This window comes from uncultured Halovibrio sp. (assembly GCF_913056445.1).
Taxonomy (GTDB): Bacteria; Pseudomonadota; Gammaproteobacteria; order Pseudomonadales; family Oleiphilaceae; genus Halospina; species Halospina utahensis_B.
This window is the reverse complement of sequence record NZ_CAJXMA010000002.1, coordinates 32,066-54,800: the sequence shown is the minus strand read 5'-3', so window position 1 is coordinate 54,800 and position 22,735 is coordinate 32,066. Positions and strand designations below refer to the sequence as shown.

Genomic DNA, 22,735 nt, shown 5'->3' with positions numbered 1-22,735 from the left:
CAAACGCCATAGGACCGGATGACCAACGATCTTACCGCCACCGCTGAACAAATCCGTGACTGGGCCCACGAACTGGGCTTCCAGGCCGTTGGCATTACGGATACGGAGCTGGAGGAAACCGGCCAGCGACTGAACCAGTGGCTGGACAGGGGGCTGAACGCCGATCTCAGCTACATGGCACAGCACGGCGAGAAGCGCTACAGGCCGGCGCAACTGGTGGAAGGCACCGAACGGATCATCGCGGTCCGCCTGGATTACCGCCCCGAGCCCGACGCCCCGGACGCGGTCCTGGCCGACGACGAAAAGGCCTACATCACCCGCTACAGCCTCGGGCGGGATTACCATAAGCTCATGCGCAAGCGTCTGGCGAAGCTGGCTAAGTGGATCGACGAGGCACTACCCGGTTACTACCACCGCGCCTTCGTCGACAGCGCCCCGGTCATGGAAAAGCCCATCGCCGTGAAGGCAGGGCTGGGCTGGCAGGGTAAGCACACGCTGTTGCTGCACCCACAGGCGGGCTCCTGGTTCTTCCTGGGCGAGATCTACACCAGCGCCCCACTGCCGGTGGACGAGCCCTGGACCACCGACCACTGCGGCAGCTGCACCGCCTGCCTGGACGTCTGCCCCACCAACGCCTTCCCGGAACCCTATGTGCTGGACGCGGCCCGCTGCATCTCCTACCTCACCATCGAGAACAACGGCCCCATCCCGGAAGAACTAAGACCGCTGATGGGCAACCGCGTCTTCGGCTGCGACGACTGCCAGCTGGTCTGCCCGTTCAACAAGTTCAGTGAATCCACCGAGGAACCCGACTTCCAGCCCCGCCACGGACTGGACAACAGCACCCTGGCAGAGCTCTTCCTGTGGGACGAGGCAACCTTCCTGAAACGCACCGAGGGCTCCGCCATCCGGCGGGCGGGCTACGAGGGCTGGCTACGGAATCTGGCCGTGGGGCTGGGCAATGCCCCGAGCACCATTCCGGTGATCGAGGCGCTAAGAGCACGGGAGGACTTCCCGTCAGAGCTGGTGCGGGAGCATGTGCAGTGGGCCCTGCGCAGACACGGCATCGTTCAGGTATGATCTGACCCCACACCGAGCTCCCATACCTGACCACCAACGGAGGAACACTGAATCATGAGCTGGGAAGGACAACAGGCGCCGGATTTCCGGCTTCCGGATCAGGACGGAAACGAACACTCCCTGGCGGACTACCGCGGCCAGACGGTGCTGCTCTACTTCTACCCCAGAGACAATACACCGGGCTGCACCGTGGAGGCGCAGCAATTCCGAGACCGTCTTGAGGAGCTGCAGGCGCACGGCGTACAGGTCCTGGGCATCAGCCGCGATACCGTCAAGTCCCACCGCAAGTTCGCGGACAAGGAATCACTGAACTTCCCGATCCTTGCCGACCCGGAACATGAGGTCCTCAAGGCCTACAACCTGCTCAAAGAGAAGACCATGTTCGGCAAGCCGGCGCTGGGCGTGAACCGGGAATCCTTCCTGATCGACGAACAGGGCGTGATCCGCAGGCACTACGCCAAGGTGAAGCCGGAAGCGCACGTGGATGAGATCCTGCAGGATCTGGAAGCCACAACGTCATCCTGAGCGAGTTATGCGAGGACGCACTTCAACGTGAACGCGGACGGAATCGCATTCACAGCTCAAACAACGTCTTCCGATAGTGCTGAAGCTCGGCAATGGACTCGCGGATGTCGTCCAGCGCCTGGTGCGCCCCCTTCTTTTTGAAGCCTTCCAGGGCTTCGGGCTTCCAGCGCCGGGCCAGCTCCTTGACAGTGCTCACGTCCAGGTTGCGGTAGTGGAAGAAGGCTTCCAGTTCCGGCATGTAGCGGGCGAGAAAGCGCCGGTCCTGACAGATGCTGTTGCCGCAGATGGGCGAGGTGCGCGCGTCCACCCATTCCTTCAGGAAGGCGATGGTTTCCAGCTCGGCGTCGCGCTCGGTGAGGCTGCTCTCGCGCACGCGCCGGGTCAGGCCGGAATTGCCGTGGGTGGTGGTGTTCCACTCATCCATGCCCTCAAGCACCGCATCGGACTGGTGGACGGCCAGGACCGGGCCCTCGGCCAGGGCATTGAGGTCCGCATCGGTAACGATGGTGGCCACTTCGATGATGCGATCGCTGTCCGGGTCCAGGCCGGTCATTTCCAGGTCGATCCAGATCAGTCGCTGGGCCCGCTCATTCTGCTCCGCCATGGCTGAGGCGCTCCTTTTCCGATAGGCTGTTGGTTTGGCGTCATCTTCTCACAGCATCAAGACAAGACCCAGTGCCCCGCAAACGCAACCTTTCCCACCAGCAGCAGCGCCGTATCCAGTCCCGCCAGGAACAGTGGCAGGACGCCACACGCGAGCAAGGCCATGACGGCACCGTGGTGGCGCACTTCGGGGGCGAGCTGCTGATCGACTATCCCGTGGATGCCGGCTGGGAACAACGCCGCGCCCAGCCGAGAGCCAATCTGGGCGGCCTGGTCGCCGGCGACCGGATCGTGTGGCGCGAGGAGGAAAACGGCACCGCCGTGGTCGTGGCGCGACAGCCGCGCGAGCGCGAACTCCAACGCCCGGACCGCTACGGCCGGCTCAAGACCATGGCCGCCAACATTGATCGGCTGGTGCTGGTCATCGCGCCGGCACCGGCGCCCCAGCCGGCGCTGATGGACCGTTATCTGGCGGCGGCGGAGATCCACGGGCTGGAAGTCGTTATCCTGCTGAACAAGGCGGACCTGCTGGATGAGGACAGCATGGAGCTTCTGGAGGAAGTCCTCGCTCCCTACCAGGACCTCGGTTATGAAGTGGCACTTACCTCAGCCTCTGACGGCGAGGACAGCGCCCTGCCCGAGCCGCTGGATGACGCGGTCACCAGCATCATTGCCGGGCAGTCCGGGGTCGGCAAATCCAGCCTGATCCGCCGCTGGCTTCCCGGCACCGAGATCCGCACGGGTGACCTCACCCGCCGCGGCGAGGGCACCCACACCACAACCACGGCCTGCCTCTACCGGCTGGCCAACGGCGGCGCCATTATCGATTCCCCCGGCATACGGGAGTTCGGCCTCTGGCACATGGACCCGGAGGTGGTCATCGACGGTTTCCCGGACGTGCGGGAATGGATCGGCCATTGCCGGTTCCGGGACTGCCGGCACGAGAAGGAACCGGGTTGTGCCCTGCAGAAAGCCGTGGAAAACGGGGAGCTGGATCCCCAGCGGATGGAACACTACCTTATGATCCGGGATGAGGCCGAGGCCGGCAGGACTACCAGTTGACCTCGGATTCTTCCACCTGGCTCTCCCGGGCGCGCTCCATCCAGTTATCATTGGCCATGGTCTCGCGATCCTCGGCACTCGCTGTATCGCTGGACTCACGCTCCTCGATGGCTTTCTGCGCGGCTTCGGTCAGCACAATGATCGAGATCCGGCGATTGACGGGAGCCTGCGGATTTTCCTTGTTGAACAGTACTGAGTCCGCCAGCCCCACGATCCGGCCGATGTGGCTCTCGGGAACGCCACCGGCCACCAGCGTGCGCCGGGCGGCATTGGCGCGGTCGGCGGACAGCTCCCAGTTAGTGTACTGCTCGTTGGTCTGGGCAAAGGGCGTGCGATCGGTATGGCCCGTAATGCTGAGCCTGTTGGAGACCTTCGCCAGGGGCTCCGCCAGTTCGAACAGAATGTCCCGGGAGTAGGGCTGAAGCTCGTCGCTGCCGCTGGCGAACATGGGTCGGTTGGAGCGATCCACGATCTGGATCCGCAGCCCCTCATCGGTAATGTCGATCAGGAGCTGATCCTTGAACTTCTGAAGGGTCTCGCTTTCCTCAAGTTTCTGATCCAGTTCCTGCATGAGCTGCTCGGTCTGGCGACGCTCCATGGCCTCCGCCAGCTCTTTAACGTTGTCCTCGTTCAGGCTCAGCGGCTCGGGCGCGACGTCACTCGGCCCCTCATTGCGCGTCACCGCCGGCGCTCCGCCAAGATCCACAGGGTTCGGATTGCCACCCTCCTCGTAACCAACAGGGTCGGAGAAATAGCGCGAGATGTCTTCCTTCTGTTCCGGTGTGGCCTGGTTGGTCGCCCACATCACCAGAAAGAACGCCATAAGGGCCATGGCGAAGTCTGCGAACGCCACTTTCCAGGCACCGCCATGATGGCCGCCACCCTTTTTCTTGACGCGCTTGACGATGATCGGTCGATCTTCCACTGCTTACCTCCGACCCCGATCACCTGCGCCGGTATCAGCGCGAACGGACATGATCATCCAGCTCCTGGAAGCTGGGCCGCGATTCGGTTGGCAGGACCTTGCGCCCGAATTCGATGGCCATCTGTGGTGCCTGGCCGGAGACAGTGGCGAGCAGTGAGTTCTTCACGCACTCGTAGCACTTCATCTCCTCGTCGACCTGGCGCTCCATGGTCTTGCTGATTGGCCCCACGTAACCGTACGCCGCCCAGATACCGGTCAGGGTACCAGCAAGCGCCGCGCCAATAAGGCTGCCAATCTGCGAGGTCTCTCCTCCCAGATAGCCCATGGTGATGATGATTCCAAGGATCGCGGCCACGATGCCGAGCCCCGGCAGGGCATCCGCGACGGAGCCGACCGCGTGCGCGGGTTCCTTGAGCTCTTCCTCACGCTTTTCGATCTCCTGGTCCATCAGCCCTTCCAGTTCATGGGCCGCCATGTTGCCGGTGCTCATGATTCTCAGGTAATCGGTAATGAAATGGAGCAGTTCCTCCATCTTCATGATGGCAGGATACCGGGTGAAGATCTGGCTCTCCTCAGGGTCATCCACATCCGCCTCGATGGCCATGATGCCCTGCTTCCGGGACTTGTCGAACACGTCATACATCAGGCTCAGGAGATCCATGTTGAACGCCTTGTTGAAAGGCGTGCCCATGATGAGCCTCGGCCAGGCGGCAAAGGTCGCCTTGACGGTGTGGAAGCTGTTGCCCATCAGAAAGGCGCCGAAAGCAGCGCCGAATATGACCAGGAGCTCGGTGGGCTGCCACAGTACGGGCAGATTGCCCCCATGCAGCACATACCCGACCAGCACGCTGAACGTGACCACTACCGCGCCGATGATGATGAGCATGGGTTAGCGTAACTCCTGCTGGACTGGTCTCGGGTGGGGATACGACCCGCCGCTAATTCTGGACCAGACCAGACGCACCCGCAAATCGCACAGCATCTGACTGCACCCAGGTCGCGCTATAGCGGCAAAAGTAAAGGACAAAGTGAGTACAGTTCGTTGGGCCGAGACTTGCGAGTCAGCTTCCTGGCGTTGGGTTTCCGTCCCCGAGGCTCTCTCTACCCAATTCGCCCAGAAAGCGCTATATTTTATGTGTGGTATTTTGGTATGGAGTTTGACATTGGAAAATTCTGAACATGTTCGCTATCAGTTGATTGACGGCGACTTCTCAGCCGAAGAGGCTAAGACCATTCTCCTGGCTTTGATCGAACACAAGATCCAATTCCACCGAAAAGACAGGTTCAGCCAGCAGGAGCGGCTAGGCGATATCAGCGAGCAGAGCAACCGGCGTATTGAGCAGCTACTACAGACCAAGGCCGATTTGACGGAACTGATCGCCAGCGCAGGTTCGGAAGATGAACGACTGTCAATCAACTGCGTCATAGATATTACCCGTATTCCTGAGTAACCGGCTTGTTATCAAGTCTTCAGCCTACTTCAGGTCTCTGTCCTCGAACCGACTCAGCCTTGGGTTCACTCGGACGCTCTCATGCTTTGGTGGAGATGTACATCGTCCAGCTGACGTAGCAGCTCCAGTATGACGGGCTTATCATATCGGCGTTTCTCAGTGATGGCGTAAAAGTACTCATAAACATCTGGCAGCTCTCCATACTCCACGAGCATTCCTGAGCGCAGCTCATCCTTGACGACGACCTTCGGCAGCACGGCAGCAAAATTGGAATCCCTGGCGAGCAGACGCAACATGGCCATATCATCGACCTCTGCCACGATGACAGGCGTTACCCCCATACGCCTGCAGTAGAGGTCAAACGAGGCTCGGAAACCACTACTACGCCCTGGAAGGAGCAGCGGGACGCCATCGATATCAGAGACACGGCTCGACGTCTCCATGAGGCGGGGAGGCCCTACAATGCTGCCCACCTGACGGGCAATTTCTTGGCAGGACCGGATGCCTGCCGCTCCCGGGGTTACAGCGGTATTCGACAGGATCAGATCCAGGCTGTGATTTTCCAAAGCTTTGAGCAGATCATCCAGACGCCCCGAGCTGAGCGTCATGTTCACATCGCTACTGCCGATCAGCGGGGACAGGAAAGCCTCCTGGAAGTTCCGCGAGAGCGTGGAAACGGCCCCAACATGGACATCCCGCGTCCTACCTTCTTTACCCTCTGAAAGAAGCCCAACCAGTTCGGCACCGGATTGAAAGATTTCCTCGGCATGACGCATGGCCACACGCCCGGCCTCGGTGAGTTGGAGAGCTCGCCCCTGGCGGTCAAACAAAGTCTGGCCCAACGCCGATTCGAGGCGATGCACGTGGGTGGAAACCGCAGACTGAGCCACATGGAGCTGATCAGCGGCGCGCGTCAGGTTGCCAAGCCGTCCAACCCACCAGAAATGGTAAAGGTGGTGGTAGTTAAGCCTGTTCAATCTAAAAAACAGATCGTTTGGTTCCATAGTTTCTATTTTTAATATGTTTTTAACCAGCTGACAATCCCGGCAAACAGAGTTGACCCAAGAGGTGCTGTCCTATGCCGTGGTTTTTTGACCTGAACGGTTACCTTCCGGCCCTGCTTCCCTTGGCCTGGCTGAGTGCTGCCTTCATTCCATGCCTTCCGAAGCTGCATCGCCAGCATTGGCTCCTCACCCAGGTATTCGCTTCCGCTGCCGTCGTATTAGCTTTTGCGATATTGGCCACAACACTCCACTCAGCAACGCCCACCCACCATTTTCCGCTGCTCGCTGCAGACTCATTGAGCGCGGTGATGGTCCTGATGACGTCCCTTGTGGGCTGGTCCATCCTGCGCTTCTCCAGAAACTACATTGATGGCGAGCCCGGGAGACTGCGTTTTACGCTTTGGTTCTCACTCACGCTGACAAGCGTCACTGTTCTGGTCCTTGCCAGTCACCTTGCCGTGCTTGCACTTGCCTGGCTGGCCACCAGCCTCAGCCTTCACCGGCTGCTGGTGTTCTACCCTGATCGCGCCAAGGCGCTGCTTGCGGCCCACAAGAAGTTCCTGGTCAGCAGGCTGGCGGACATCATGCTCGTCACCGGTTTTGTCCTGATCGCTCAGGGGCTTGGCAGTGCCGATATCGCAATGATCAATGAACGGCTTCAGGCAGGAGCAGGCAACGGGGCCCTGGGTCTGGAAGTGGCGGCCGTGCTGATTGTTCTGGCGGCAGCGCTCAAGTCCGCCCAGCTGCCCTTCCACGGCTGGCTCATCCAGGTGATGGAGGCACCCACGCCGGTTTCCGCGCTCCTCCACGCCGGGGTCGTCAATATGGGCGGCTACCTGCTGATCCGCCTCTCCCCGCTGCTCGAGGCCACGCAGTTCGCGGTCTGGCTGCTCCTTGCCATCGCACTGGCCACGGTGGCCATCGCATCCCTGGTCATGATGACCCGCATCAGCATCAAGGTGATGCTCGCCTGGTCCACCACGGCACAGATGGGGTTCATGCTCCTTGAGTGCGCGCTGGGCCTGTATCATCTTGCGCTGGTTCATCTCGTTGCACACTCGTTCTACAAGGCCCACACCTTCCTCAGCTCGGGACAGGCGCCCATGCAGTCGCTGATCAGGCGCGGCAGCAATGAGGTGGGCCGCCCGCGACCGGCAATCTGGGTTCTCGCGCTTTCAGCCGGCCTCGGCATCTTCATGCTGGGTCATTACGTGTTCGGGAAGCCCATCACCTTGGCAACACTTCTGACCGGCGCCGTGCTGGTAACAGCGGTTGCCTCACTGCTGGCGGAACTCGGCGGGGCGCTGGGTCACGCTGGTTGGCGTAAGGCACTCGCGGCATCATTCGCCATCACCGGCGCCTACCTGCTGGCGGAACAGATTTTCGGGGGGGTCGTGCCAGCCTCGGCAATGCCGCCCGCGCCATCGGCCTTTCTGTTGGCAGCAGGCGTCCTCGCACTTCTTCTGGTGGCGCGGGCGCACATCATGCACCGCCCTGAGGCGCGGCTTTGGCAGCGCGTGCGTCCCCTGCTGTTCAACGGCCTGTACCTGGATGAAGCGTTCACGCGGATCACCTTCACTCTCTGGCCTCCCAAGCCGCGCGCCCGCCGTGAGCAACCGGAACCCGCCCCCATCTACCCGGATGAAGGAGTCTCATCATGACCCTCAACCAAGCCTGCCTCAATCAGTATGCGGAATCCTCCAATCCCGGGGAGGTTCATGACCTCGTCGAGAGAGTTGGCGGACTGATCACACCCTCGTGGCCGCTGGATCAGTTCATAACGGTCAACCCGTTCTGGCATATGACGGATCAGCCCATTGAGTCCGTTGCCGCGAAACTGGCGACGCGTCAGGGGGCCAGGTTGCTGATGCCACGCCCCTATTATCGCCGCCTGTGGGAAACAGGCCACATCAGCGAAGACCACCTGCAAAGGGCAGCCACTGAATACGGAAGCTGTTTTAACACCAGAACACTGGTCCAGGCGGTGCAGAAGGACATAAAGCCGTCCACCATGCACTCCTTCTCGATGGTACTGGACCGTTATGGTCCAAGCAGCGAGAACGAGTTCTGGCATGAGATGATCGTGCACCAGATCAGCCAGTTCTGCGGCGCCTGGTTTGACCAGGGACAGGCGCAGTGGCCAATCGGCGATCGCGGCGGCCTCTACGAGGAATGGCTGGCCCAGGTCGTGCATGAGCGGGGCATTGCCATTGTCTCGGGACTGCCCCGACTGCACAGGGCCTTTGCATCACTGCCCGACCAGCCGGAAGAACTCATCGCCCTGGCACTGGCCGAGCAGGCCATTCCCCACGCCTCGGCAGAAGCCTACCTCCACCACCTGTTGCTGACCATCCATGGCTGGGCCAGCCATTGCGCATGGCACAGCTGGCAGCGTGATCTTGGCCTGGATGGCAGCGACGACTGCCTGCGCGATCTGCTCGCCATCCGTCTTGCCTGGGAACTGGTTCTCTACCGCCTCCACAAGGGCCTGACGCTGGAGCAGGAATGGCTCGAGGAAAAGGAGCGCTGGCCCCTTCTGGACGACCATAACCGGGCGGCACAACGACCGGACTGGATCTGGCAACGGGCCAGCGAGCTGGCCTACCAGCAGCCGCTTGCACGCTTCCTGCCCGCGTGGGGTTGCCATCACCAGGAAGAGCCAACCAGGTCCTTCGAGCGCATCGAGGCCGTGTTCTGCATCGACGTGCGCTCGGAGGTACTGCGCCGTCACCTGGAAGCGGTCTCGCCATCCATCCGCACCCATGGGTTTGCCGGCTTCTTTGGCGTCCCTGCCACCCGTGCCGTCCCCGGTCTCGCGCATGAGCAGGGCCACCTGCCCGGGCTCCTCGCGCCACAGGTGCGCATGCAGCATCCTGACGTGTCCGGAGAGGCCGCCAGCGAAAACCGCCTGGAACTGACCAGATCAGCGCACTGGCAATCCTTCAGCCTGGCCCCGCCCGCCATCTTCGGCTACGTGGAATCGCTGGGATGGCTCTACGGCCTCAAGCTGCTTGCCGGTACCCCCGGCATCAGCCACCCCCCCGCTGCCCTGAACAGTTTCCACGGGCACGGGGAGCCGTTCGGGAAACCGGAGCTCCATGCACTCGAGACGGGCAAAGCCCTGGATGTCGAATCCAAGGCGCAGATCGCGTTCAATGCGCTCACTGGCATGGGCATGACCAGGACTGACGCTGGCGTGGTCCTGCTCGTGGGTCACAAGAGCCCGACCACCAATAATCCTCACGCAACCTCGCTGCATTGCGGTGCCTGCTGCGGCCAGAGCGGATCATCCAACGCCCGGGCCCTGGCCGGACTGCTCAACGACCCGAACGTGCGCAACCAGCTTGAGGCGCTGGGCTGCGATATCGCCGCACACACCCTGTTCCTGCCGGCGGTTCACGATACGGTTACCGATGAGGTCACGCTCCTTGATACCGGCCAGATCCCCGCCTCCCATCACATGGTGGTGACGCGTCTCGAATCCACGCTGGCAGAGGCGGGTCAGCGAACCCGGGATGAACGCGCGGAACGCTTCGGTCTCTCCCCGCACCGGGGCGGGCGGCTTCTCAATGCCCTGGGTCGCCGCCGAAAGGACTGGTCACAGGTCCGCCCCGAATGGGGGCTGGCGGGCAACGCGAGCCTGATCGTGGCGCCACGGGAGCGCTCCGGCCACCTGAAACTCGCGGGGCGTACCTTCCTGCATGACTACGACTGGCACCAGGACTCGAACGCGCAGGTACTGGAGCTGATCATGACCGCGCCGATGGTCGTGAGCCACTGGATCAACTTCCAGTACTACGCCTCCACCGTCGACAACCGGCATTACGGCGCCGGCAACAAGGTGCTGCACAACGTCGTGGGCGGCCATATCGGCGTATTCGAGGGCAACGGCGGCGACCTGCGCACCGGGCTGCCGCTGCAGTCGCTACACGACGGATCCGCCTGGGTGCACCAGCCACTGAGGCTCTCGGTGTTCATTGAGGCACCTGCCGGTGCGATCGATCAGGTTATCGACAGAAATCCATCGGTCCGGAACCTGTTTGAGAATGGCTGGCTTCACCTTTTCCGCATTGATGGCGGAGATCAGGTCATCGAACGGCGGACACGGGAATCAGGATGGCATGCCTTTTCTGGAGAGGCTCATCAATAAATCGAATATCTCGAACTATAAAAATTATTTTTTCGATTTTTTCGAAATCAATAACTCATTAAGGTCTGGATTCCGAATCCGGTAGGCCCATGACGAAACAGCACACGGCAGGAGAAAGCTGTAATCGTGGAAAAGATCACCAACCACCTCCGAGAGCTGGAAGCTGAGGCGATTCATGTTATCCGGGAGGTGGTCGCCTGCTTTGAGAATCCCTGTATCTTCTTCTCACCTCAAGGAAATGCTGGCGGCGAAGACCACCGAGCGCGAGGGGCGTCTGCTCGACAGGGATCAGACCGGGTCCATGGAGAAAAAGAAGCGCGAAGGCTACTTCTGACCGGAGCCCAGCTAATGGAGACTATGACATGACGATCAAAAAGGTGCTCATTGCCAACCGGGGCGAGATTGCCGTCCGGATTGCCCGCGCCTGCCAGGAGCTGGGCATCACGGCGGTCGCCATCTACTCGGAAGCGGACCGCTATTCGCTGCATGTCAAAAAGGCCGATGAGGCCCACTGCATCAGTCAGGATCCGCTCTCCGGGTACCTCAATCCCCATCAGGTGGTGAACATGGCCGTGGAGACAGGGTGCGATGCCCTGCACCCCGGCTACGGATTCCTGTCCGAGAACGAGACCCTTGCTGCCGTCTGCCGGGATCGTGGGGTCCAGTTCATCGGCCCGGCCTCGGAAGTCATCCACGGCATGGGTGATAAGACCGAGGCGCGTAACACGGCCATCCGCGCCGGCGTTCCGGTAACACCGGGCTCCGAGGGCAACCTGGAGGACGTGGAAGACGCGGTTGCCCAGGCCGGGCGCATCGGCTACCCGGTCATGCTCAAGGCCACCTCCGGCGGGGGTGGCCGTGGTATCCGCCGCTGTGACAGCGAGAAGGAACTGCGCCAGAACTACGAGCGGGTCATTTCCGAGGCCACCAAGGCCTTTGGCAGTGCCGAGGTCTTCCTCGAGAAGTGCATCGTCAACCCGCGCCACATCGAGGTCCAGGTCCTGGTCGACCGCCAGGGCAACGCCATCCACCTCTACGAGCGTGACTGCTCCGTGCAGCGGCGCAACCAGAAGCTGATCGAGCTGGCACCATCGCCACAGCTGACCGAGCAGCAGCGCGAGTACCTTGGCGATCTGGCCGTACGGGTGGCGAAGGGCTGTGGCTACGAGAACGCCGGTACCGTGGAATTCCTGCTGGACGACAGTGGTGAGTTCTACTTCATGGAGATGAACACCCGGGTGCAGGTGGAGCACACCATCACCGAGGAAATCACCGGCGTGGACATCGTGAAGACCCAGATCCGCATCGCCGCGGGCGACCCCCTGCCGTACAGCCAGTCCGACATCAGCTACCGGGGCTTCGCCGCCCAGTTCCGGATCAACGCCGAGGACCCGCAGAACGGCTTCCTGCCGAGCTTCGGGCGCATCAGCCGCTACTACTCGGCCGGTGGCCCGGGGGTGCGAACGGACGCGGCCATGTATACCGGCTACGAGATCCCGCCGCACTACGACTCCATGTGCGCCAAGCTCATTGTCTGGGCCCTCAGCTGGGAGGAGCTGCTGGAACGCAGCCGGCGTGCCCTGAACGACATGGGCATCTACGGGGTCACCACCACCATCCCCTACTACCAGCAGATCCTCCAGAACCCGGAGTTCCGCGCGGGCGGGTTCAACACCAGCTTCGTTGAGAACCATCCGGAACTGCTCGAATACAGCACCAAGTCCAGGCCCGAATCCGTCGCCACCGCCATCGCCGCGGCCATTGCCGCCCAGGCTGGCCTGTGAGCCCCGAATCAGGAGAAACATCATGAGCCAACGCAAGATCCACATCACCGACGTCATCCTGCGCGACGCCCACCAGTCCCTGATCGCCACGCGCCTGCGGACCGAGGACATGCTCCCTGCCTGCGAGTGGCTGGACCAGGCCGGCTACTGGTCCCTGGAATGCTGGGGCGGCGCCACCTTTGACGCCTGTGTCCGCTTCCTCAAGGAAGACCCCTGGGAGCGGCTGCGCCAGCTGAAAAAGGCGCTGCCCAATACCCGGCTGCAGATGCTGCTGCGCGGGCAGAACCTGCTGGGCTACCGCCATTACGCGGACGACGTGGTCGAGGCATTCGTGCAGAAGGCGGCGGACAACGGCATCGACGTCTTCCGTATCTTTGACGCGCTCAACGACGTGCGCAACCTGCAAACCAGCATCCGCGCCGTGAAGAAAACCGGTAAGCACGCCCAGGGCACCCTCTGCTACACGGTCAGCCCGGTCCATGGCACCGAGGCGTTCCTGGAGCAGGCCAAGACCATGGTGGACCTGGGCGTGGACAGCATCGCCATCAAGGACATGGCGGGCCTGCTCACACCCGCCGCCACGTCCGAGCTGGTCAGCGGCCTGAAGCAGCGCTTCGACGTGCCGGTCTTCCTGCACTCCCACTACACCTCGGGCATGGCCAGCATGTGCCAGTGGGCCGCCGTGGAGGCGGGCGTGGACCACCTGGATACCGCCATTTCCTCATTCGCCGGCGGCACCAGCCATCCGCCCACCGAGTCCGTAGTGGCCGCACTCCATGACGCCGGCTACGAAACCGGGCTGGACCTGGAGAAGCTGGACAGCATCGCCCGCCACTTCCGGGAGGTTCGGAAGAAGTACCACCAGTTCGAAAGCGAGTACAACGGCGTGGACACCACTGTCCTGCTCTCCCAGGTCCCGGGTGGCATGATGTCCAACCTTGCCAACCAGCTGAAGGAACAGGGCGCGCTGGACCGCATCCAGGACGTGTTCCGCGAGATCCCGAAGGTCCGGGAGGAGCTGGGCTATCCCCCTCTGGTCACACCGACCTCCCAGATTGTGGGGACCCAGGCGGTGATCAACGTCCTCTCGGACAGCCGTTACGGCACCATCACCAACGAGGTGAAAAAGTACCTCCAGGGCTGGTACGGCAAGGCACCGGGCGACGTGGATCAGAATCTGCAGCAGCGTGCCGTGGGCAAGGAGGAGCCGGTCGAGGAACGCCCGGCCAACCTGCTGGCCAACGAGTTCCACAAACTGAAGGATGAGGTCTCCGACGTCGCCGAATCCGAGGAGGACGTGCTCACCTACGCCATGTTCCCGGATCAGGCACGGACCTTCCTGGAACAGCGCCGCGACGGCACTCTCCAGCCGGAAGTCCTGGAGCCGGCACCCTCGGAGAACGCCTCCGGCCACGTCCCCACCGAGTTCCGCATCCAGGTCCATGGCGAGACCTACGACATCCAGGTGACCGGGGTAAGCCCCGGTGGCGATGACCGGCGTCGGTTCTACATGACCGTCGATGGTGTCCCCGAAGAGATCGAACTGGAAGCCGTCGGTGAGTCCGCCCCGGGCGGTGGTCAGCGGGCCCAAGCCACCAGGGAGGGCCACGTGACCACCAGCATGCCCGGCAACATCGTGGATGTGGTGGTCAGGGAGGGCGACAGCGTCGCCGCCGGCGACCCGGTGCTGATCATCGAGGCCATGAAGATGGAAACCGAGGTGAAGGCGCCGGTAGCCGGCTCCGTCACGGCCGTGCACATCACTAAGGGCGACCGGGTCACCCCCGGTGAGGTACTGGTCGAGATCGAATAGTCTCGTCCGCACCCGGGGCCTCTGGTATCCTTCGGCCGAATACGGACGATACCGAGGCCCCAATGCCATCCCTTCCCATGATTCTTGAGCCGGATACCCTGCATCAGCACCTCCATGATGAGAACCTGCTGCTGGTGGATCTTTCCGGCCCGGAGCATTACACGGAAGCCCATATCCCGGGTGCCATCCACGTTCACCCCCGCGAGACCCGGGGCGCTGCCTCACCCGTACCGGGTCTTTTGCCGGAAAAGGCGGAGCTCGAACAGCTGCTTGGGCGGATCGGTCTCAAACCGGAGCACCACGTGGTTGCCTACGATGATGAGGGTGGCGGCTGGGCCGGGCGCTTCATCTGGCTGCTGGAGTCCGTGGGCCACCGCAACTGGAGCCTTCTCAACGGCGGGCGCATCGCCTGGATCCGCGAAGGCTACCCAACCAGCACCGAGGTGTCAGAGGCCACCGAATCCTCGCGTCCGGCCCTCACCCTGGACCCCTCGACAACAGCGGATCTCGAAGAAGTGCTCGAGGCCGTCAGAGCCGGCAACACCGCCATCTGGGATGCACGCGCCCCCGCGGAATACCGTGGCGAGCGCCAGTCCGCGGCCCGCTCCGGTCACATACCCGGCGCGGTCAACCTGGAATGGACCGAGATCATGGACCCGGAGCGCAACTACCGCCTGCTGCCGGAAGACCGGCTCCGGGAAACCCTGACCTCGCTCGGTATTGAACCCTCGAAACCCGTCATCACCCACTGCCAGAGCCATCACCGCTCCGGGCTCACCTACGTCGCCGCCCGTGCCCTGGGATACCACGACGTGCGCGCCTACGCCGGCTCCTGGGCGGAATGGGGCAACCGCACGGAGACCCCCGTCGAATGATGCATTCCCTGCTCGACAGCGGCTTCATCGCCGCCCAGCACCTGGCCCCCCAGCACGGCCTGTCACGCCTGGCCGGGCGCGTGGCGGACTCCCGGCATCCCGCCCTGCGCCGGCGCCTGATCAATGGCTTCATCCGCCGCTATGGTGTGGACATGAACGAGGCAGCGGACCCGGATCCGGAGGCCTACGCCAGCTTCAATGACTTTTTCACCCGGCCTCTGCGCGATGACGCCCGCCCCATCGAAGGCGACGAGCGCACGCTGGTCTGCCCGGCAGACGGGGCCATCAGCCAGAGCGGCACCATCAGCCGTGGGCGCCTGTTCCAGGCCAAGGGCCAGAGCTTTTCCGCGGCGGAGCTGACCGCCCGGCCCGAACCCGAACTGGCTGCCTTCGAGCAGGGCCGGTTTGCCACCATCTACCTGTCTCCGAAGGACTATCACCGGGTGCATATGCCTGTGACCGGCACCCTTGAGGCAACCACTACCATCCCAGGTCGTCTGTTCTCGGTGAACCCGGCCACCACCCGTAATGTGCCGAGGCTCTTTGCGCGCAACGAGCGGCTGGTCGCCTGGTTCCGTACCGAATACGGGCCCATGGCGGTGGTGATGGTTGGTGCCATGATCGTGGCAGGCATCGAAACGGTCTGGGGAGGCCGGGTTGCGCCCGGGGCGCGAAGCATCCGCCATGCCGCACACGATGGACCTCACCTGGCACGCGGCGCCGAGATGGGCCGGTTCTATCTGGGCAGCACGGTCATACTGATGCTGCCCAGGGGCGCCTTTGAGCCGACGGGTGAACTGAACCCAGAGCAGAGCGTTCGAATGGGCGAGTCGTTGTTCCGCGCCAGCTGACCCCCGGCCTCAGAGGCGTTCCCGGGAAAAGGCCATCACCTCATCCAGGGAACCGGCTCCAGTCCGATGCATGAGCAGGCGGTCCACCCCCATGGCCATACCGCTGCACGGAGGCAGACCTGCCTCCAGCGCCTCCAGAAACCTGACGTCCGGCTCTGGGATGGGCTGACCCGCCTCGCGGCGGCGCGCATTATCCGCCTCGAACCGCCGACGCTGCTCCGTGGCATCCAGAAGCTCCTCGTAGGCGTTGCCGATCTCGATCCCGTCCAGATAGAGCTCGAACCGGCGTGCTACCGGAACCCCGCCGACCTCGGTAACCGCTGCCAGTGCACACTGGTCGGAAGGATAATGCTGAACGATCACAGGGCCCTGCTCTGCCAGGGCCGGCTCCACACAGCCGCTCATCAGCAGATCCAGAGCCTCCCCCCGGTTCAGCTGCTCCCGGGGAATGCCGCTGACCGCTGAAGCCCGTTCCGCCAGCCGGGCGGGCTCGTCCCGCCATGGATCCACACCGGCATGCGCCTGCATCAGCTCCCGGTATTCCCCGACATGGGGGCGCGGACTCTCCAGCACCTCCTGCACCAGATCACCGACCTCCACCACGAGGGCCTCCAGGTCGAAACCGACCCGGTACCACTCCAGCAGCGTGAACTCCGGATTGTGGCGCCGGCCCTGCTCACCTGCGCGAAAGACCGGCCCGATCTGGTAGATGGAGCCGGATCCAGCGGCCAGCAGGCGTTTCATAAAGTATTCCGGGGAGGTCTGAAGCCAGGCTTCCAGACCATCAACAGTCACCGGCAGGCTCTCAATGGCGGGTTCGGTAACGGTATGGCGGCCCAGAACCGGCGTCTGGACCTCAAGCACCCCGCGTGTGTCGAAGAAATCCCGCAACGCCCGGAGCAGGTGGGCCCGGGCGCGCAGCATCGCGGGGGTGGCGCCCGGCTCCCAGCTCATCCGTTGCGGACGCGGGAGACGTACTCGTTCTTGCGGGTATCCACGCGGATGACTTCGCCGATTTCCATGAACAGCGGCACGTTCACCACGGCACCGGTGGACAGGGTCGCCGGCTTGGAGCCGCCCTGGGCGGTATCCCCCTTAACGCCCGGATCCGTGTCCACCACTTCCAGGTCCACGAAGGCCGGCGGTGTGACGTTCAGCGGGGCACCGTTGTACAGTGTGACGGTGTAGACGTCCTGTTCCTTGAGCCACTTGGCGGCATCACCCACGGCGCGCTCGTCCGCAGCGAACTGCTCAAAAGAACCGTCAGTCTTCATGAAGTGCCAGAACTCGCCGTCGCTGTAGACGTACTCCATGTCGAACTCAAGCACATCCGCCGCCTCCAGGGTCTCCCCGGACTTGAAGGTGCGTTCCCAGACCCGGTTCGTCATCAGGTTGCGCAGCTTCACGCGGCTGAACGCCTGGCCCTTTCCGGGTTTGACGAACTCATTTTCAACAATCACGCAGGGGTCGCCGTCGAGCATGACTTTCAGCCCGCCGCGGAATTCGTTGGTAGAATAGGTCGCCATCGATGCCTCGCTCGAATTGCCAGTAAACTTGGGATGCCAATGATACAGTCCGGTCACGCGCCTGTCGAAACCACAACCATCGCCAGCGACCGCCCCCGGTGGCAGAAGGAGCTGGGGCAGGCCGTTACCACGCCTGAAGCCCTGTGCCAGCGCCTGGCGCTACCGGAATCCATGCTAGCTGGCATGGCACCCGGTCACCGCCAGTTCCCGGTCCGGGCGCCGGAACCCTGGCTGCGGCGGATCGAGCCCGGCAATCCGGACGACCCGCTGCTGCGCCAGATCCTGCCCCTGCCCGAGGAAGGCGAGGACCAGCCCGGCTATGTGAGTGACCCGCTGGAAGAAGTCAGTGGCGACAGTGCCAGCGCCACCTCAGGGCTTGTACACAAGTACGCTTCCAGGGCCCTGCTCATGGTCACCGGTGCCTGCGCCATCAACTGCCGCTACTGTTTCCGGCGCCACTTCCCCTATGAGGAACACCAGCTGGGCGGCTCCGACTGGCAGGCTGCCCTGGACCGGATCGATGCCGACCCGGCGATCAACGAGGTGATCTTCAGCGGCGGCGACCCGCTCGCCAGCCCGGACCGGCTCCTGGCCCGGCTCGCTGCGGCGGTGGCCAGTATCGACCATGTGCGCCGCCTGCGCATCCACACCCGGCTTCCCGTGGTCATCCCCCAGCGGGTGAATACCGACCTGCTGGACTGGCTTGGTGGATCACCACTGCAGAAGGTGATCGTGGTGCACATCAACCACCCGGCGGAAATCGACGACGACGTCCATGCTGCGCTGAGGGCACTGGCCGGCGCCGGGGCCACGCTACTGAACCAGGCGGTTCTGCTGCGCCGGATCAACGATGATGCCGATACCCTGGAGCAGCTCAGCGAGCGCCTGTTCGAGTGCGGTGTTCTCCCCTATTATCTGCACGCGTTTGACCCCATCGCGGGCGCTGCACACTATGACCCCGGTGATGAAAGGGCTCGGGCACTGACCCGGACCCTGCTGGAACGGCTCCCCGGCTTTCTGGTACCGAAGCTGGTGCGGGAAGTCCCCGGCCAACCTGCCAAACAGCCCCTGAATCTTTAAAGTCGTTGTGAAATCAACGGCAAAAGCCTGTTGCGCTTGCTATTCTCCCGACCCTGGACTTGTATTGTAAGCGGACACCCAGAAACCAGCGGTAATGATCAATGGCGGGCAAAGCAGGAAAGCCGGATCTCGCGCTTCCGGAACAGAAGCTCAGCAGTCTATCCTTCTGTGAGGCGTCCCCACGCGCCTTCAGGGAATGGGTCGACGGGCTGCCGATCGCCAATGTGGGTGAGTCCGCACGCCAGCTCTACCATGCCGCCATTGAGCTCAACCAGCTCGACATCAGCCCGGCCCTGAGAATGAAGCTTCTGGGTCAGCTTCGCCCGCAGCTGAACTTCATCTGTGACCAGCTGTCCCAGCATTTTCTGGGGCGATCCATCGCTCTGACGGAAAAGCAGCGCAAAGTCGCCAACCTTGCTCAGGCCCTGCAGCGCCACCTGGCCACGGGCTACAAGATCGTCGTGAGCCAGCTCGCCAATACGCCCAATCCGGACAAACAGAAGATGGCCAATGCCCAGGCCTGCCATCGGGCGATCTCCAGCCTCGGCAGCACGCTTCTGCGGGCCAGCCAACTGTACGCGCCCAGCCCCGGCGGCACCTGGTACGAAGCCCACCAGATCTTCAGCTGGGCACTCGCACGCCAGATCACAGGCATTGCCATCGAGGATCCGGTCAACCAGCACCACCGCAGGACTACTGTTGAGGATGCCTACAAACGGCTGCTGCTGCTTGGCTGCTGCCGACCGAATCAGCTTCGCCAGAAGGAGCTGGCGGAAGTTTACAGCCTGTTCGAGTGCTGGACCGCCCATACCCGGATCCTCCAGCGCGGCATGAATGACGCGCTCTTTGTGATCAATCTCGGCCAGGATGCCCCCCCGACTTACCGCAACCTGCTCCGGACACCGCTGACCACGCAGCACATCGGCTTCGACAGCACCGAACTCGCGGAGGGCCTGGCCGCACTGGCGAACAACCGGAACGCCGCCCCACCGGCGGATGCCCCTGAACTGCCCGTGAAGGTCAGTGATGCACTGCTCATGCACCTGGGCCAGGCTCTGGGGGTCCTGACCCAGCGCTCCTACAGGCGTATCGAGAGCTCCGGCAGCCTGCAGGTCGCGGTCGGCATGACCTCCGTACACTATTTTTCCGCCGGCCAGGTGGCCTTCAACCGCTTCGTGGACAGCCAGGACACAGAGCCGTCGCAGAACGTCTTCCTGGGCGCGGCGCAGCGGCGCAATGATCCCTGGGCCAGCGCCTTCGACGCCGGACACCATGAATCCATGACCTCTCCGGATGCGCCGATCAACTTCCGGGGGTCGGGCGGCGATATGGCCGGTGACAGCGAGCATGCCTACCCGCTTTACGAAGTCAGCCTGGAGAACACCAGCCCTGGCGGCTACTGCATCAACTGGGATGCGGAGATGCCGTCCAGCCTTCAGACTGGCGAGATCCTGGGCGTGCGCGAAAATGTCGATCACCCCTGGAGCGTCGCCCTGATCCGGTGGATCCGCCAGGGCGGTCAGCGCAGTGCCCAGCTCGGTATTGAACTGCTGGGCCCTGGCGCGATGCCCTGCGCGCTGCGCCTCGACAACAAGAGCGGCAGTGGCAGTGAGTTCCTGCGGGGGCTGCTGCTGCCGGAACTGAGTGCCATCGGCCAGCCGGCAACCCTGCTGACGCCACGCATGCCCTTCCAGACCGGGCACCGCATCACGCTGCTGCGTGACGGCGAGCAGGAAACAGCCCAACTCAGCCGGCGTGTATCCGCCACCAGCAGCATCAGTCAGTTTGAGCTGCGATTCCGTGGCCCATCAGGCAAAGACCGATCCGGCACCAGTGACGACGATGACTTTGCTTCACTCTGGCAATCGCTGTAAAACTGTGGCCTGCAATCAATTCAGGGAGTTCGCGCGGCATCATGCCCCAGAAGACTGAAACCATCCACCTGCTTCTCCTTGACCCCTCCCAGAATGATGCGGAGCAGGTTGTCAGCCTGTTGCGCAACGCGGGGCGCGCAACACGGGCGCACCGGGTCACGTCGCCGGAAGATCTGCAGGACGCTCTTGGCAGCGGAACCTGGGATCTGATGCTTATCAGGGATGCGGAGCAGGAACCCTCGCCAGAGGACGCCCTAGACCAGATCCGGCGCCAGGATAAGGATCTGCCCGCCATCCTGATGACCACCGGCGAGGACGGCGAACGCCGCAGCGCCGTTATGGAACGCGGCGCCCAGGACGCCGTCCCCTTCGACAACAGCACCCTGCTGCGCCAGGTCATCGACCGGGAGCTGGCCAACCTCGGTGAACGGCGGCAGCGGCGCTCTCTCTCCGGACACCTGCGGGATGCGGAGCAGCGTTGCCACCTGCTGCTGGAAAGCTCCAAGGACGCCATTGCCTATATCAATGACGGCCTGCACGTCTACGCCAACCAGTCCTACCTGGAACTGCTGGGCTATGAGGACCCGGACGACCTTCTGGCCCTGCCGGTTCTGGACACCCTTGACAGCGGCAGCCAACAGCACTTCAAGGAGGCCATGAAGCAGTTCCGCGAAGGGGAGGAACCGCAGGAACCGCTCACCGTCACCATTGAGCGCCCGGACGGCGAAACCATCGAGGTCACGGCCGAACTCTCCGCCGCCACCTATGACGGTGAGCCCTGCATCCAGATCGTGGCCCGCCCCGTCCAGGACAGTGCGGAGCTGGCGGAGAAGCTGCGGGAGATCAGCAGCAAGGACGTACTCACCGGGCTCTATAACCGGCATCACCTGATGGATACGCTGTCCCAGACCATTGCCCGGGTGCAGAAAGACGGCTCGGATGCGGCACTGGCCTACATCGCCCTGGATGAGTTCGTGCACAAGAAAACCCAGATCGGCATTTCCGGAGCGGATCTGGTGATCGGTGACATGGCCGGGCTGATCGCTGCCTGTGCCCGGGAAGACCAGGTAGTGGCACGACTCAGTGACGACGCCTTCTGCATCCTCGGCCCCCAGGACACGGTTGAGAGCATGAAGGAGGTTGCCGAGACGCTGCGCAAACGCGTTGAGGACCACCTGTTCGACGTTTCAGGCCGAACCCTGCAGCTGACGGTCAGCATCGGTATTGCCGCGATCACCGAGAACGCCCCGCAGGCGGAGGATCTGGTGGGGCGTGCCCACACCGCCGCCGACGAGGTGCGCCAGCAGGAAGGCCATGAGGCGGGTAACGGCATCAACGTCCACGAACCGCAGCTGCAGTCCCAGGGCAGTGCGGATGGCACTGCCGACGCCATCCAGCAGGCACTGGACAACGACCAGTTCCGGCTGCTGTTCCAGCCGATCATCAACCTGCGCGGCGAGGGCGAGGAGCACTACGAAGCCTTTGTGCGGATGCTGGATGAGCATGGCAAAGAGGTCTCGCCCTACGATTTCCTGCCCCCGGGCGGGCCCGTGAACACGGCGGCCAAGATCGACCGCTGGGTGGTCCTGCAGACCATCAAACAGCTGGCCAGTCACCGCTCCAAGGGGCACGAGACCCGGCTGTTCCTGAACGTAACCGCGGAGACCGTCCAGGACCAGACCTTCCCGTCATGGCTGGGCGTGGCCCTGAAGGCGGCAAGGCTGCCCGGGGACTCGCTGATCTTCCAGATCGCGGAGCGCGATGCCACCACCTACCTCAAGCAGGCACGCGATTTCTGCGGCGCGCTGCGTGAACTGCACTGCTCCCTGTCCATCACCCACTTCGGGGGCGCGCTGAATCCGTTCAACACCCTCAAGCATCTGGACGTGGACTACGTGAAACTGGACGGCTCCTACACCGACGAAATCCAGAAAAACGAGGAATCACGCCAGACGGTGAAGGAAATGATCCAGACCCTGCACCAGCAGGGCCGTCTAACAGTCATGCCGCTGGTCGAAAGTGCCTCGGTGCTGGCTACCATCTGGCAGGCGGGCGTCAACTACATCCAGGGTTACTACCTGCAGGCGCCAACGCCGGACATGGACTACGACTTCGGCGAGGGGGACTGAGAA

General features: G+C 63.0%; 19 protein-coding genes and 1 pseudogene. 14 read left to right on the top strand and 6 right to left on the bottom strand.

The features are described 5' to 3' along the window. The first annotated feature begins 18 nt into the window (after nt 1–18). Entirely contained in the window at nt 19–1,080 is a 1,062-nt protein-coding gene (gene queG, locus QZ501_RS01205) for a tRNA epoxyqueuosine(34) reductase QueG (protein WP_160897888.1), read from the top strand. Nucleotides 1,081–1,134: 54 nt separating this feature from the next. Then, on the top strand, nt 1,135–1,605 hold the full coding sequence (gene bcp, locus QZ501_RS01200; RefSeq protein ID WP_295716562.1) for a thioredoxin-dependent thiol peroxidase: 471 nt from the start codon (nt 1,135–1,137) through the stop codon (nt 1,603–1,605). Nucleotides 1,606–1,654: 49 nt separating this feature from the next. On the opposite strand, the gene orn is transcribed toward bcp, so the two are convergent. Continuing rightward, nucleotides 1,655–2,209 carry an oligoribonuclease gene (orn, locus tag QZ501_RS01195; RefSeq protein WP_295716560.1) on the bottom strand — a complete coding sequence of 185 codons (555 nt, stop codon included), beginning with the start codon at nt 2,207–2,209 and terminating at the stop codon, nt 1,655–1,657. Nucleotides 2,210–2,280: 71 nt separating this feature from the next. On the opposite strand from orn, the gene rsgA reads away from it, so the two are divergent. After that, nucleotides 2,281–3,270 carry a ribosome small subunit-dependent GTPase A gene (rsgA, locus tag QZ501_RS01190; protein ID WP_295716558.1) on the top strand — a complete coding sequence of 330 codons (990 nt, stop codon included), beginning with the start codon at nt 2,281–2,283 and terminating at the stop codon, nt 3,268–3,270. Here the strand turns inward: rsgA and motB are convergent. Together motB and motA are read right to left on the bottom strand one after the other, a co-directional pair. Beyond that, entirely contained in the window at nt 3,260–4,195 is a 936-nt protein-coding gene (motB, locus tag QZ501_RS01185) for a flagellar motor protein MotB (protein WP_160897884.1), read from the bottom strand. The genes rsgA and motB overlap by 11 nt on opposite strands. Nucleotides 4,196–4,229: 34 nt before the next feature. Next, on the bottom strand, nt 4,230–5,081 hold the full coding sequence (motA, locus tag QZ501_RS01180) for a flagellar motor stator protein MotA (RefSeq protein ID WP_151441070.1): 852 nt from the start codon (nt 5,079–5,081) through the stop codon (nt 4,230–4,232). A gap of 277 nt (nt 5,082–5,358) precedes the next feature. Between motA and QZ501_RS01175 the strand changes: the two genes are divergently transcribed. Further along, a complete protein-coding gene (locus tag QZ501_RS01175) occupies nt 5,359–5,646 on the top strand; it encodes a hypothetical protein (RefSeq protein WP_160897883.1) in 288 nt (95 codons plus the stop codon). Between the two features lie 65 nt (nt 5,647–5,711). On the opposite strand, the gene QZ501_RS01170 is transcribed toward QZ501_RS01175, so the two are convergent. Then, nucleotides 5,712–6,650, bottom strand: coding sequence for a LysR family transcriptional regulator (locus tag QZ501_RS01170; RefSeq protein WP_160897882.1), 939 nt, complete (start codon nt 6,648–6,650; stop codon nt 5,712–5,714). Between the two features lie 74 nt (nt 6,651–6,724). Between QZ501_RS01170 and QZ501_RS01165 the strand changes: the two genes are divergently transcribed. The 7 genes and pseudogenes from QZ501_RS01165 to asd all read left to right on the top strand — a co-directional run bounded on the left by QZ501_RS01165 (nt 6,725) and on the right by asd (nt 16,123). Continuing rightward, nucleotides 6,725–8,311 (top strand): NADH-quinone oxidoreductase subunit L, encoded by a 1,587-nt coding sequence (locus tag QZ501_RS01165; RefSeq protein ID WP_295716554.1) that lies wholly within the window; start codon nt 6,725–6,727, stop codon nt 8,309–8,311. After that, a complete protein-coding gene (locus tag QZ501_RS01160) occupies nt 8,308–10,800 on the top strand; it encodes a DUF2309 domain-containing protein (protein WP_295716553.1) in 2,493 nt (830 codons plus the stop codon). Before QZ501_RS01165 ends, QZ501_RS01160 begins: the two co-directional genes overlap by 4 nt. A 229-nt stretch (nt 10,801–11,029) precedes the next feature. Further along, nucleotides 11,030–11,134 (top strand): annotated as a pseudogene (locus QZ501_RS01155) (sulfate adenylyltransferase small subunit); the annotation flags it as partial. 28 nt (nt 11,135–11,162) lie between these two features. Next, the gene (locus QZ501_RS01150) at nt 11,163–12,584 is read left to right on the top strand and encodes an acetyl-CoA carboxylase biotin carboxylase subunit (protein ID WP_295716551.1); all 1,422 of its coding nucleotides are present in this window, start codon (nt 11,163–11,165) and stop codon (nt 12,582–12,584) included. Between the two features lie 22 nt (nt 12,585–12,606). Beyond that, complete coding sequence (oadA, locus tag QZ501_RS01145; protein ID WP_295716549.1) at nt 12,607–14,397, top strand: sodium-extruding oxaloacetate decarboxylase subunit alpha; 1,791 nt, start codon at nt 12,607–12,609, stop codon at nt 14,395–14,397. Nucleotides 14,398–14,459: 62 nt separating this feature from the next. Then, entirely contained in the window at nt 14,460–15,272 is an 813-nt protein-coding gene (locus QZ501_RS01140) for a rhodanese-like domain-containing protein (protein ID WP_160897877.1), read from the top strand. Next, the gene (gene asd / locus QZ501_RS01135) at nt 15,269–16,123 is read left to right on the top strand and encodes an archaetidylserine decarboxylase (protein ID WP_295716546.1); all 855 of its coding nucleotides are present in this window, start codon (nt 15,269–15,271) and stop codon (nt 16,121–16,123) included. Before QZ501_RS01140 ends, asd begins: the two co-directional genes overlap by 4 nt. A gap of 9 nt (nt 16,124–16,132) precedes the next feature. Here asd and epmA read toward each other — a convergent pair whose 3' ends face one another. Further along, complete coding sequence (gene epmA, locus QZ501_RS01130; RefSeq protein ID WP_295716544.1) at nt 16,133–17,077, bottom strand: EF-P lysine aminoacylase EpmA; 945 nt, start codon at nt 17,075–17,077, stop codon at nt 16,133–16,135. Then, nucleotides 17,074–17,649: an elongation factor P gene (gene efp / locus QZ501_RS01125; protein WP_151441063.1), complete on the bottom strand. Its 576-nt coding sequence runs from the start codon at nt 17,647–17,649 to the stop codon at nt 17,074–17,076. The genes epmA and efp overlap by 4 nt, the downstream gene beginning before the upstream one ends. Nucleotides 17,650–17,688: 39 nt before the next feature. Here efp and epmB point away from each other — a divergent pair, with 39 nt between their 5' ends. The 3 genes from epmB to QZ501_RS01110 all read left to right on the top strand — a co-directional run bounded on the left by epmB (nt 17,689) and on the right by QZ501_RS01110 (nt 22,732). Next, complete coding sequence (gene epmB / locus QZ501_RS01120; protein WP_192497369.1) at nt 17,689–18,729, top strand: EF-P beta-lysylation protein EpmB; 1,041 nt, start codon at nt 17,689–17,691, stop codon at nt 18,727–18,729. Between the two features lie 101 nt (nt 18,730–18,830). Beyond that, the gene (locus QZ501_RS01115) at nt 18,831–20,603 is read left to right on the top strand and encodes a GTPase (RefSeq protein WP_295716541.1); all 1,773 of its coding nucleotides are present in this window, start codon (nt 18,831–18,833) and stop codon (nt 20,601–20,603) included. Between the two features lie 41 nt (nt 20,604–20,644). Next, on the top strand, nt 20,645–22,732 hold the full coding sequence (locus tag QZ501_RS01110; RefSeq protein ID WP_295716540.1) for an EAL domain-containing protein: 2,088 nt from the start codon (nt 20,645–20,647) through the stop codon (nt 22,730–22,732). Nucleotides 22,733–22,735: the final 3 nt, after the last annotated feature.

Excerpts from the sequence above, each read along its gene's own strand:
- queG (WP_160897888.1), top strand. The coding sequence starts at position 19 with ATGACCAACGATCTTACCGCCACCGCTGAACAAATCCGTGACTGGGCC.
- bcp (WP_295716562.1), top strand. The coding sequence starts at position 1,135 with ATGAGCTGGGAAGGACAACAGGCGCCGGATTTCCGGCTTCCGGATCAG.
- orn (WP_295716560.1), bottom strand. The coding sequence starts at position 2,209 with ATGGCGGAGCAGAATGAGCGGGCCCAGCGACTGATCTGGATCGACCTG.
- motA (WP_151441070.1), bottom strand. The coding sequence starts at position 5,081 with ATGCTCATCATCATCGGCGCGGTAGTGGTCACGTTCAGCGTGCTGGTC.
- QZ501_RS01170 (WP_160897882.1), bottom strand. The coding sequence starts at position 6,650 with ATGGAACCAAACGATCTGTTTTTTAGATTGAACAGGCTTAACTACCAC.
- QZ501_RS01165 (WP_295716554.1), top strand. The coding sequence starts at position 6,725 with ATGCCGTGGTTTTTTGACCTGAACGGTTACCTTCCGGCCCTGCTTCCC.
- QZ501_RS01160 (WP_295716553.1), top strand. The coding sequence starts at position 8,308 with ATGACCCTCAACCAAGCCTGCCTCAATCAGTATGCGGAATCCTCCAAT.
- QZ501_RS01150 (WP_295716551.1), top strand. The coding sequence starts at position 11,163 with ATGACGATCAAAAAGGTGCTCATTGCCAACCGGGGCGAGATTGCCGTC.
- oadA (WP_295716549.1), top strand. The coding sequence starts at position 12,607 with ATGAGCCAACGCAAGATCCACATCACCGACGTCATCCTGCGCGACGCC.
- QZ501_RS01140 (WP_160897877.1), top strand. The coding sequence starts at position 14,460 with ATGCCATCCCTTCCCATGATTCTTGAGCCGGATACCCTGCATCAGCAC.
- asd (WP_295716546.1), top strand. The coding sequence starts at position 15,269 with ATGATGCATTCCCTGCTCGACAGCGGCTTCATCGCCGCCCAGCACCTG.
- epmA (WP_295716544.1), bottom strand. The coding sequence starts at position 17,077 with ATGAGCTGGGAGCCGGGCGCCACCCCCGCGATGCTGCGCGCCCGGGCC.
- efp (WP_151441063.1), bottom strand. The coding sequence starts at position 17,649 with ATGGCGACCTATTCTACCAACGAATTCCGCGGCGGGCTGAAAGTCATG.
- epmB (WP_192497369.1), top strand. The coding sequence starts at position 17,689 with ATGATACAGTCCGGTCACGCGCCTGTCGAAACCACAACCATCGCCAGC.
- QZ501_RS01115 (WP_295716541.1), top strand. The coding sequence starts at position 18,831 with ATGGCGGGCAAAGCAGGAAAGCCGGATCTCGCGCTTCCGGAACAGAAG.
- QZ501_RS01110 (WP_295716540.1), top strand. The coding sequence starts at position 20,645 with ATGCCCCAGAAGACTGAAACCATCCACCTGCTTCTCCTTGACCCCTCC.